Origin of the sequence: Vibrio sp. V43_P6S15P86, from assembly GCF_009904725.1 — a bacterium.
Lineage (GTDB): Bacteria > Pseudomonadota > Gammaproteobacteria > Enterobacterales > Vibrionaceae > Vibrio > Vibrio diabolicus.
The window spans coordinates 1-10,510 of the sequence record NZ_WXWT01000089.1; the positions used below are offsets into that span (position 1 = coordinate 1).

A 10,510-nucleotide genomic window follows, 5' to 3' on the forward strand; every position below is an offset into this window, starting at 1 on the left:
ACCTTATACTGGCTAGCTTTCTTCTTAAAACTAGACGCTGAAAAGTACCAAATAAGTACTAAAACTTACTAAGTTAGATTCATATCAATAGGAGCCACTTCCTGTCCGACACCGCTCTGCTATATCTTTAGATCAGACAAAACAGCCGAGATTATGGTTTAAAAAGACTGGTGAGAAGTAGGTATGTCATCGACGAGTTATGGTACTTATGGTTGCAAGTGTACAAAAGCGTGTGCTTCTTTGTTACTACTATGGCTGTCTATTTGCCCGATGACGTATGCGCACAAGTCAGAGTCTCATTCTTTAATTGTTGCTAACTCCAAAGCTTGGAAGCCATTCTCTTACCTTAGCCCAGACGGTGAACCCAAAGGCATTTTGATCGACTTCTGGAAAGCGTATGCGGCGGACAACCAAATTGATGTTCAGTTTCTGCTTCTTGATTGGGATGCTTCTTTACAGGCCGTAAAAGAGGGGCGTGCTGACTTTCACGCGGGATTGGTTTACTCATCGGAAAGAGCCGATTACTTGGATTTTGGCGCAGTTATCATGCCCATTCAAACTAAATTATATGTCAATCAAGACGTGCTTTCGATTGATGTCAAAAGTGTTTTAGCTGGTGAAATGACGTTGCCAATTGGTGTCGTTAAAGGAAGTTACGAGTCTGAGTTTATTAAGATGAATTATCCTAATGCGCCTATTGCAGAGTACATTAATAACGACACGATGATACAGGCCGCTGTCGATAAGAAGGTGCTGTATTTCGTCGCGGACCTTCAAGTAGCTAACTTTTATATGGCAACTATGCCGGGAGCTGGCATGTTTGTTCCTGTAATAAATTTATATAGTAAAGACCTTCGGATTGCAGCAGGGTTGCATAGTTCTGCTTCCATTTTGGATGTCTCTCGAGCGTTTGAAAAAGTTATCGATACAGATCGAGAAAGGATCCTCAATCGGTGGAGTGTGGTGAAAACGGTCTATCCTCTTTATCTCCTACCTATTGCGATTTTCGTTATGGCGGTCGCGACGCTGTATCATATCTTCGCACTCAAACGCATGGTTGCGCTGCGCACAAGACAATTGACGATTGCTAACCAGCAATTGCTGGAGATGACGTTAACGGATTCCCTAACAAAACTCTACAACCGTAGACACTTGATTGAACAATTGGCGCTCTTGAATCACTTACAGCGAAGCTTGACGGTAATGGTATTTGATATTGATGATTTTAAATCAATTAATGACCAATACGGTCATCTTGTCGGAGATAGAGCGATAGTGGCCGTGGCTGAAACAGCAAAATTAATGACTGATGAACGAATGACATTGGCGAGAATTGGCGGAGAAGAGTTCGCACTCGTGACAGCATCGCTCTCTGAACGAGAGGCGCGCAACTTTGCCCAAATGCTCTGCAAAGCCGTGTACGAACAACCTATTATCCTTGGCGGGCAAGCGATTCATTTGAGCATTAGCTTAGGCTGCGCATACTACCCTGAATTTACTCACATCGTGAATTTACAAGACGCTGATCAACTGATGTATCAAGGTAAGTCTGAAGGTAAAAATCGCGCGGTGTTTCAAGTCATAACAGACAGCCAGGTTCAACCTGAGCTTCGTCAAGTCCCTTAGCGTTTTTGAGTCACCAATCGCTATTTCTAAATCCTCACTTGCTATACTCAATTGAATTTAAAATTATTATGCCCGTTTCGATTCAAATTCTAGGTCGTGTCGGTACGGAGGGAAGGTATGTATAAAACGTTTTGTGTTATCGCTTGTGTACTTCTCTCTTCTTTTTCTTACGCTGAGAGCGCTTTCGATATAGTCCAAAAGTCTGATCAAGCGATGCGCGGAAAATCCAGTTATAGCGAAGCCACCATGAAAATTGTTCGCCCTGACTGGTCACGTTCAATGACTATGAAGAGTTGGACGAAAGGTACGGAATTATCTTTGGTCTTGGTGACTGCTCCGGCGAAAGATAAAGGTAGCGCCTCGTTAAAACGTCATAGAGAAATGTGGAATTGGGTGCCGAGTATCGAGCGAGTGATTAAAATTGCGCCATCCATGCTCAGTCAGTCTTGGATGGGATCAGACTTCACGAATGATGATTTAATTAACCAATCTTCTATTGTTGTCGATTATCAACATCAACTGCTTCAAAGTGAAACCTTTGATGGTGACAAAGTTTGGGTAATTGATGCACTTGCCAAGCCTGACGCCCCAGTGGTTTGGAGCAAAGTCAGACTGTGGATCTCTCAAACGAGCTTTTTACAGCGCAAAGTCGAGTTTTACGATGAATTTGATGAACTAGTAAATGTTTTGACGACTTACGATGTGAAAACGTTGGGTGGGCGAGACGTTGCGACTCGCATGGAGATGCAACCGATAGATAAACCAGGAAATAAAACGGTTTTGATTACGCACGAAGCGCAATTTGATTTTGATATCGATGATGACTTTTTCTCCCAGCAGCAAATGAAGGCTCTGCGAGATTAGGGTGGATTTTGGTTTAGATAAGAGGTGAGAATCGGATGCTCATCAAGCTCGCATGGCGAAATCTATGGCGGCAAAAACGGCGGACATTGTTAACCGCTTCTGCGTTAGCTCTTGTTCTGTTTCTCTCCTTACTGACTCGAGCGTTCCAAGAAGGAAGTTACTCCTCAAATATTAAAAACGCTGCGAAGTTCTATACGGGATTAATTCAGCTACAACATCCCGATTTTGGGGACTCCTCTAGCATTGATGATGTCCTTCCACAAACGCCTGCGTTCATTGCATCTGCCAAAAATAATCCTGATATCGACATCGTTCTGCCGAGAATTGAGTCATTTGCGCTTGCCGCCAAAGACGAACGATCCAAAGGCGTGATGGTGCTCGGCGTTGAGCCTGACGCTGAAGATAGCTACTCCAGCATTAGTGACAAAATCGTACAAGGGCGCTTTATTGCATCTGGACAAAACTCGGTGCTTGTTGGTGAGGGTTTGGCAAACTACTTTCATTTGAACGTTGGTGATGAACTGGTGTTGTATGGTTCGGGTTATCGTGGTCAAACGGCGGCTGGACTGTATCAGGTGTCCGGTATTTTGCACTTTCCTTTGCAGCAGTTAGATTCTCAGTTGGTCTACATGCCTCTTGATACCGCACAAGCGTTGTATTCGCTTGATAACCAAGTCACCGCATGGGTCCTTAACACTCAAAGTTTACGCGTGTTGCCTGACATTGTTAAACAACTAAAGCGCCACTACGGGAATGGCGTCGCAGTAAAAAGCTGGCAGGAGCTGTCGCCAGAACTTTCTCAACAGATAGCCTTGGACAAAGCGGGTGGGATCTTTTTGATCTATATCTTGTACGGCATTGTTGGTTTTGGCCTGTTTGCCACGATTTTGATGATGACGTTAGAGCGCCAGCGTGAATTTGCGGTGATGCTCGCGACGGGTATGTTGCGCAGCAAGCTTATGGGGCTCGTCGCCATTGAATCGATGTTTATCTCTGTTATTGGTCTTGTGCTCGGTGTCTTGATCAGCGCGCCTGTGCTTGCGTATTTCTATATCAATCCGATTGAGATTACTGGCGATGCTGCACAAGTGATGCTGGAGAGTGGCTTTGAACCAATCGTACCTGTTTCGCTAGACCCTTATTTGTTAATGGATCAAATTCTTGTCGTTCTCGTTATTTTATCGTTATGTCTGATGTATCCGATGGCTAGACTTCTTCGCTTGCCCATTGCTAGTGGGCTAAAAGGAGGCGCGCATGTTGATTAAATTGGCGTGGCGTAACTTATGGCGAAACAAGCTCAGAACTTCCATTATGCTGGGAGCGATGGTGTTCGGCTTAATGGGCGTTGTTGCCATGATTGGATTCATGAACGGTTTGGTCGACAGCATGATCAAAAACGCGATAGCGTGGCAAACCAGTCATCTACAAGTGCATCAGAAATCCTACCTTAATAATCCTGACCTTAGTGACACAATAACGAATTATCAAACGATAACGGTCGCTTTGGCTGCACATCAAGATGTTAAAGCGGTATCGGCGCGATTTCTTGCTGATGGCATGATTGCTTCTGCGCGTAGTACGAGAGGCGTTCGGATCAATGGCATCAATATTGAGCAAGAGCAAAGTATCACACCGCTTAAAAGCCATGTGATAGACGGAGAATGGTTAAACGAAGTGGGAAGAAACCCCATTCTTGTTTCGCAAAAAACCGCAAATCGATTGAAGCTGCGTGTTGGATCGAAAGTGGTTTTAACATTATCTGACATCAAGGGTGATGTATCTGGCGCAGCTTTTCGCGTTCGAGGTATTTTTAAAACGCCATCCACCACGTTTGATGACGGTAATGTCTACGTCCGTAAAGTCGATCTCGAAACAATCGCAGGCTTGTCGGGTGCGCATGAAATTGGCGTTTTGTTGAACTCCAACGAGACTAAACAGCTAGAAAGTGCAGAGGCATTTACGTTATCAATATTGCCACAAGCCAACCGTGAACAATTGGTCGTGAGAAAATGGCAAGAAATACAGCCTTTACTCGCAACAATGATGAGCTCAATGGATATCTCTAACCAAATTATGTTGGTCGTTTTCGTACTTGCCATGACTCTCGGAATCATCAACATCATGCTGATGTCAGTTTTTGAAAGAACGAGAGAGTTTGGGGTGTTAATGGCGGTTGGCATGCAGCAGCATAAAATTCGCACACTGATTATTTTGGAAACGCTATTCCTTGGTTTGAGTGGTTGCGCGTTAGGGTTATTAGGAAGCGCAGTCATGCTGAAAATACTGAGTATTACTGGCTTATCGCTTGGCGCACTTGCTGATGGATTAGGTGCTTATGGCGTCGATACCTTGCTTTATCCAAGAGTATCGTTTTACGAGTATCAATTGATTATTGTGGCTATTTTTGTCGCGAGCTTATTTGCGGCTCTGTATCCAGCAAGGCAAATTCTCAAACATCGACCTGCGGATGCCATGGCGGAGAAAACGTAATGACGATTAAATTGGAAGGCTTGTCCAAGACGTACAACCCAAAGAGTGACTTTCCGGTACATGCGGTTCAGAGCGTAGATTTGGAGATCAAGCAAGGTGAGTTTGTCGCTATTATGGGACCTTCTGGTTCAGGGAAAACGACCCTACTAAACATGTTGGGCGGGATCGATTCTCCTACATCAGGACGCGTGGAAATTGATGGATGCTTAATCTCTGATATGTCAGAAAAAGAGTTGATCGCTTATCGACGCGATAACATTGGCTTTATCTTCCAAGATTATAGTCTGCTCCCCGTACTGACAGCTCTTGAAAACGTCGAGTTTGTTATGCAATTGCAAGGGAAAACAGAAAGGGAATGTCGTGAACGCGCCAGCGCGCTACTGCAACAGGTTGGATTATCACAGCAGATGCATAAACGTCCGAGTAAAATGTCTGGAGGCCAACAACAGAGAGTTGCGGTTGCAAGAGCATTGGCACCAAAACCAAGGTTTGTAATGGCAGATGAGCCTACCGCCAACTTAGATGCAAAAAGTACAGCCGAGCTGCTTGATATCATGGAACAACTCAGTGAAAAAGAAGGCACGACATTTATCTTTTCTACCCATGATCCTAGAGTTATTAAGCGCGCACATCGAATCATAGTATTTGAGGACGGGCGTTTGGCACGAGATTTTGCCAACATTGATAACACCATAGAGAAGAGCCATGCGTGGTAGAGTAGAGGGCGTAAGCTTACTATCCAAGCTATTGCGGCTTTTTTTTGCGTTAAGTCCTGCGGTAATTTGCATTAAAACTAATGCCAGCATACCGGGTTTGGAGCCTGAAAAAGCATGGGATATCAATGGCTATGTGAAATACATGGCGACCTATAGTATGCCTGACGAGCAGGGTAATACCCTTGACCATCTACTCCATAACCGGATTAACGTTGAATATCGCTTTTCTCCTGAATGGCGAATAAATCTTGGTATCAGGAATAGAGCATTGTGGGGCGATGCGCTTGAGATTCCTCAATATGCGGAACTCGTGGCGCTTGATAATGGGTATTTTGATCTAAGCAAAAACTGGCGAGAAGATAATGTAATCCTCAATACCCAACTGGATCGACTCTACGTCTCTTGGAGTGACCAAGATTGGGGTGCAAGGTTAGGGCGGTTCCGGGTCAACTGGTCAATGAACACCATTTGGAACCCAAACGACATCTACAACGCCTATTCTATTTACGACTTTGATTACGAAGAGCGGGCGGGCACAGACGCTGTCATGGTGAGTAAAAAACTTGGGTTTGCCGACGGGTTAGATCTCGTTTTCTCTCCGTCAAAGCAGTCTAAAGAAAACAGCACGTCACTACGATATTTCTCCAACGTTTCTGGTTGGGACTATCAAATCATTGCGGGTCGATCTCGGCAAGACTATGTCCTTGGAGCAGGGTTTGCGACGGATATCTATCAAGCCGGGTTTCGAGGCGAGTTAAGCTGGTTTGATCCTATTGATACAGAGCGTCAAGGTCAGCCTACTGAGGATACGACAGTCGCTAGTTTGGAGTCAGATTACAGTTTTGGTGGTGTGCGTAACTGGATGGTGAGAGGGGCTTGGTTGTTTATTTCTGAACCAAAGCCAGCGAGCAGCGCATTAACTTACCTAAACCTCCCTCTCTCTGCGAAAACCTTGAGCTTCACGGAGCATACTGTTTATGCCGATGCTAGCTTCGACTTAACGGCGCTTAACCGCGTCACCTTATCGGCTAGTTACTATGATGATGGCTCTTACTTTGCTGGATTATCCAGCAGCTATTCACTCAGTGATAATTGGCAACTGCTAACTGTAGTTCAACATTTTAACGGTACGGACGGCAGCTTATTTGGAGAAACACCTGCAACTTTGGTGTTTGCTAATATCCGGTATAGTTACTAGAGCCGCCTTTCATTTAACTGCTATCCCTAAATAATGCAATCAATCACAAATAATGCCTTGTTCTGAAGTTGTTTTTGATACAAGCATTTAACATTTTTATAAACATCGTTATATTTAAGGCTCATCGTTGTCAGGAGTTTATGGATGAACCTTACGATATCAGGGAAGTTGCAGCTCAGTTTTGTGCTGCTAGCCGTACTTTTTATGGCATCAGCGGTATTCACGTATCGCAACGTCACCACCGTAGAGCAACACGCCTCTTCGCTACTTAAATCTGATTTACCTACCGTAGACACCAGTCGCGGTATCCAACAGTCCGTTCAAGCGTCGCTGTCTTCTATTCGAGCCTACATGTTGCTAGGTGGTAATGAAGAAGCGAGCGCACGTCTGAGTGAGGACGTGCGTAATATCATGATGTCTACTGACGAGTCGCTTCCGACTTTGCAGGCTTTGATCTCTGAACAGGATTTTCAAGCGATTCAAAGCCAGTGGGACGCGGTAAAAGTCTCTCTGAACAAGTTGATTGAGCTCAGCCACAGTGATGAGAACTTACCCGCGCACAACCTCTTTATTAACGAAGCGGCACCCATTGCAGAAGTGGCACTTGATCAGCTTCAAAGCTTAATCAATGAAGAGTCAGGAAACCCATTTGGTGGAGACAGAAAACGTCTGTTTAAAGTTTACGCCGACAGTTATACCTCGCTCGCCAATGCTCTGTCTGCTCTGCGTGATTTCCTGTTGTACGGGCAGCAAGATCATCTGGACAAATACCACGACTTGATTAAGTACCACAATCAGTCTGTGGCGGAAATCGACAGCAAACTCGACAGACTTACTGATAACGACCAATCACTGTGGTCACTGTTTAAAGAAATGCAGCAACTGTACTTTCCTTTAGCAGAGCAGGTGATTGCATTGCGTCAGTCGCCAGAGTGGAACGAATCAAACTTGCTGATGGCGAACGAACTGTTGCCAGCAGCGGATGCCCTAGACCAAAGTTTAGAAACGATCGTATTGGCTCAACAAAGTCGTGCAGATCAAAGTGGACAGGGTATTAATCAGTCGATCAAAAACGTACTCACCACCATGCTGATTGCGGCAGCGTTGGTTTTGTTTGCCGCGGTAGCGATTTCAAAATACATGGGCAATATCATTGGTCGCCGAGTGAAAAACTTATCGGAGCGAGCCAAGACGATCGCTTCAGGGGACGTTTCTCAGCCTCCGCTCACCGTTGTTGGGAAAGATGAATTGGCAGACCTTACCGATTCGATTAACCGCATGAACCAATCGTTAGCGAGCATCGTGGCAGGGGTAAGTGAGAAAGCGCACCAAGTGGATACCAGTATGGGTGCTTTGTTGGAATCGGCGCAAGTCACCTCATCGAATGTTGAACAGCAACAGACCAGCATTGTTGAAATGGGAAGCCAATTGGATGAGATCGCTTTAGCCGCGCGTAACACCCTAGATCAAGCCAATCAATCGGTGCAAAAGCTTTCTGATTCAAAAGGCGAGATTGAACAAGGTCGCGATGCGCTAGAGCAAAACAAAGTCACGATGGAAAGCTTACATGGCAGCATTGAAACCGCGAGTACGCAAGTGACGCAGTTAAGCAAAGAGAGCGAAGCCATTGGCCGAGTTACGGAGGTGATTGAAGGCTTGGCAGAGCAGACTAACTTACTGGCATTGAATGCCGCGATAGAAGCAGCGCGTGCGGGTGATCAAGGACGAGGCTTTGCGGTTGTGGCGGACGAAGTGCGTATGTTAGCTACTCGCACTACTCAATCGACGACAGAAATCAACGGCATCATCAACGCGATTCAACGCTCGACTAATTCGGTAGTTGAGGAAATTGAACACAGCCAATCACTTGCGGAGCAGGGCGCGGAGCACATTGAAAAAGCGGTAACTCGTTTGCTTGTTACTACTGAGCAAATTGGCTCTTTGAATGAACAAATGGCAGAACTTGCGGCAGCGGCAGAGCAGCAATCTCATGCGACCAATTCGATCACTGGATTGATGTCCGGTATTACTCAATCAGTGGATGAGGTTTCGAATAACAGCCAACGTGCATCAGAGACATCATTGCAAGTAAAAGAGCAAGTTACCGAGCTGAATCAACAGATGGCAACTTTCAAAACGGCGTAGATAAGGTTTACGTCTGTTCATCTACTTTTGAACGTTAACCAAATAGTAAAAAAGCCCCAATCCTTTTTACACAAAAAGGGTTGGGGCTTTTTGTTGGATGATACGCCGATATTCGTCTACTTGCTCATTGGATTTAGCTATTTAAATCATAGCTAAAACCAAATTTTCTTCACCGAGCCGGAGTCGTAATATGACTCCATCGGCAGCAAATACTGCAAAAGAATTTTTAAACTTTATACCAATCTCAGTAAGAGAATCGTTCGTTACTACGATTGGTATCATCCTTCTAGGAGCAAGATTATGAACAAACAAGTAAGCCTAATTGGTCTAGACAGCGAACAATCAGCACAACTAGCTCAACAGCTAAATCAACTACTAGCGCATTACCAAGTGTTGTACATGAACTCACGCGGTTACCACTGGAACATCAAAGGTGCGCAATTCTTCGAACTGCACGTAAAATTTGAAGAGATCTACACGGATCTACAAACAAAAATCGATGAGCTTGCAGAGCGGATTCTAACCTTGGGTCATACACCAGCGCACGCATTCAGCCACTACTTGGAAGCAAGTGAAATTAAAGAACATCAAAACGCGACTTCTGGTGAGGAGTGTGTACAAGGTCTGGTTCAAGGCTTTAGCGTTCTACTTCTAAAACAGCGTGAGATTCTACAAAACGCGGGTGAAGCAGGCGATGAAGGTACCGCGGCATTGATGGGTGACTACATCCGTGAGCAAGAAAAATTAATGTGGATGCTTAACGCTTACCTACAAGGCTAAGCGACGCACCACCCAAGCACTCACTTGGGGACGCATAAATAAATCGGGAATAAGTCAAAGGAGCACGCGAGTGCTCCTTTTGTTTATGAAAGTACCTAGTTAGTCGTGAATGTGCTTAAAAGACTGAAAATGTTTGAGTAAATCGGTCAGTTCTTTTACAGCAAGAGAGGCGGAGTCGTGGAATTGTGCAGTCGTATTGTGGTGAACAAGGCAGGATGGCATTTGGGCGTTGTATGCGGCTTGTAGGTCATAAAGGAAATCGCCCACATAAAGTACTTCATCTGGCATTAATCGCCACTCTTTGGCTAGGACTTGGAGTGATAAAGGATCAGGTTTTGCTGGATAGCATTCACGAGTGAGGACATGTTCAACATTGATTCGGTTATGTTCTAACTTACGCTGCGTAGCGATCAAACAGTTGCGCGTTACTATCGCGGTTTTAACTTTATGCTGATGTAAGTATGCCAAAAGCTCGTGGCAACCCAGCATCGGAGATGACTGCTCAGCATCAGAAATTTCATGATCAAAGATGACATTATGGGCATGCTCTCTCTGATGTGGATGGTCAAGCTTATCAACAAAATCCAATAAATCTTCGTTTTGTGGACAGCCTAGTTGCTGACGAAGATCTTTAAAGTTCATATCGGAGCTGACGAGTGTATTGTCTAAGTCGAAAATAACGGCTTTGACT

The 10,510-nt window shown here is 44.9% G+C and carries 9 protein-coding genes; 8 read left to right on the plus strand and 1 reads right to left on the minus strand.

What is annotated here, in order from left to right; all coding sequences use genetic code 11:
* Nucleotides 1–183: 183 nt before the first annotated feature.
* The 8 genes from CAG69_RS03735 (at nucleotide 184) to CAG69_RS03770 (ending at nucleotide 9,819) form a co-directional block, all read left to right on the plus strand.
* Nucleotides 184–1,626, plus strand: coding sequence for a transporter substrate-binding domain-containing diguanylate cyclase (locus CAG69_RS03735; RefSeq protein WP_161442783.1), 1,443 nt, complete (start codon nucleotides 184–186; stop codon nucleotides 1,624–1,626).
* Between the two features lie 117 nt (nucleotides 1,627–1,743).
* Nucleotides 1,744–2,490 carry an outer membrane lipoprotein-sorting protein gene (locus CAG69_RS03740; protein WP_161442785.1) on the plus strand — a complete coding sequence of 249 codons (747 nt, stop codon included), beginning with the start codon at nucleotides 1,744–1,746 and terminating at the stop codon, nucleotides 2,488–2,490.
* 35 nt (nucleotides 2,491–2,525) lie between these two features.
* Entirely contained in the window at nucleotides 2,526–3,755 is a 1,230-nt protein-coding gene (locus CAG69_RS03745; protein WP_161442787.1) for an ABC transporter permease, read from the plus strand.
* Nucleotides 3,745–4,980 carry an ABC transporter permease gene (locus tag CAG69_RS03750; RefSeq protein ID WP_161442788.1) on the plus strand — a complete coding sequence of 412 codons (1,236 nt, stop codon included), beginning with the start codon at nucleotides 3,745–3,747 and terminating at the stop codon, nucleotides 4,978–4,980. Before CAG69_RS03745 ends, CAG69_RS03750 begins: the two co-directional genes overlap by 11 nt.
* Nucleotides 4,980–5,696, plus strand: a complete 717-nt coding sequence (locus CAG69_RS03755) for an ABC transporter ATP-binding protein (protein WP_005391145.1) — start codon at nucleotides 4,980–4,982, stop codon at nucleotides 5,694–5,696. Before CAG69_RS03750 ends, CAG69_RS03755 begins: the two co-directional genes overlap by 1 nt.
* Nucleotides 5,686–6,894: a hypothetical protein gene (locus CAG69_RS03760; protein ID WP_161442790.1), complete on the plus strand. Its 1,209-nt coding sequence runs from the start codon at nucleotides 5,686–5,688 to the stop codon at nucleotides 6,892–6,894. The genes CAG69_RS03755 and CAG69_RS03760 overlap by 11 nt, the downstream gene beginning before the upstream one ends.
* Before the next feature lie 144 nt (nucleotides 6,895–7,038).
* Complete coding sequence (locus CAG69_RS03765; protein WP_161442791.1) at nucleotides 7,039–9,039, plus strand: HAMP domain-containing methyl-accepting chemotaxis protein; 2,001 nt, start codon at nucleotides 7,039–7,041, stop codon at nucleotides 9,037–9,039.
* Between the two features lie 300 nt (nucleotides 9,040–9,339).
* On the plus strand, nucleotides 9,340–9,819 hold the full coding sequence (locus CAG69_RS03770) for a Dps family protein (protein WP_161442793.1): 480 nt from the start codon (nucleotides 9,340–9,342) through the stop codon (nucleotides 9,817–9,819).
* Nucleotides 9,820–9,918: 99 nt separating this feature from the next.
* Here the strand turns inward: CAG69_RS03770 and CAG69_RS03775 are convergent.
* A partial coding sequence (locus CAG69_RS03775) for an HAD family hydrolase (protein WP_161442795.1) occupies nucleotides 9,919–10,510 on the minus strand: 592 nt, incomplete at its 5' end.

Excerpts from the sequence above, each read along its gene's own strand:
- CAG69_RS03755 (WP_005391145.1), top strand. The coding sequence starts at position 4,980 with ATGACGATTAAATTGGAAGGCTTGTCCAAGACGTACAACCCAAAGAGT.
- CAG69_RS03740 (WP_161442785.1), top strand. The coding sequence starts at position 1,744 with ATGTATAAAACGTTTTGTGTTATCGCTTGTGTACTTCTCTCTTCTTTT.
- CAG69_RS03765 (WP_161442791.1), top strand. The coding sequence starts at position 7,039 with ATGAACCTTACGATATCAGGGAAGTTGCAGCTCAGTTTTGTGCTGCTA.
- CAG69_RS03760 (WP_161442790.1), top strand. The coding sequence starts at position 5,686 with ATGCGTGGTAGAGTAGAGGGCGTAAGCTTACTATCCAAGCTATTGCGG.
- CAG69_RS03745 (WP_161442787.1), top strand. The coding sequence starts at position 2,526 with ATGCTCATCAAGCTCGCATGGCGAAATCTATGGCGGCAAAAACGGCGG.
- CAG69_RS03735 (WP_161442783.1), top strand. The coding sequence starts at position 184 with ATGTCATCGACGAGTTATGGTACTTATGGTTGCAAGTGTACAAAAGCG.
- CAG69_RS03770 (WP_161442793.1), top strand. The coding sequence starts at position 9,340 with ATGAACAAACAAGTAAGCCTAATTGGTCTAGACAGCGAACAATCAGCA.
- CAG69_RS03750 (WP_161442788.1), top strand. The coding sequence starts at position 3,745 with ATGTTGATTAAATTGGCGTGGCGTAACTTATGGCGAAACAAGCTCAGA.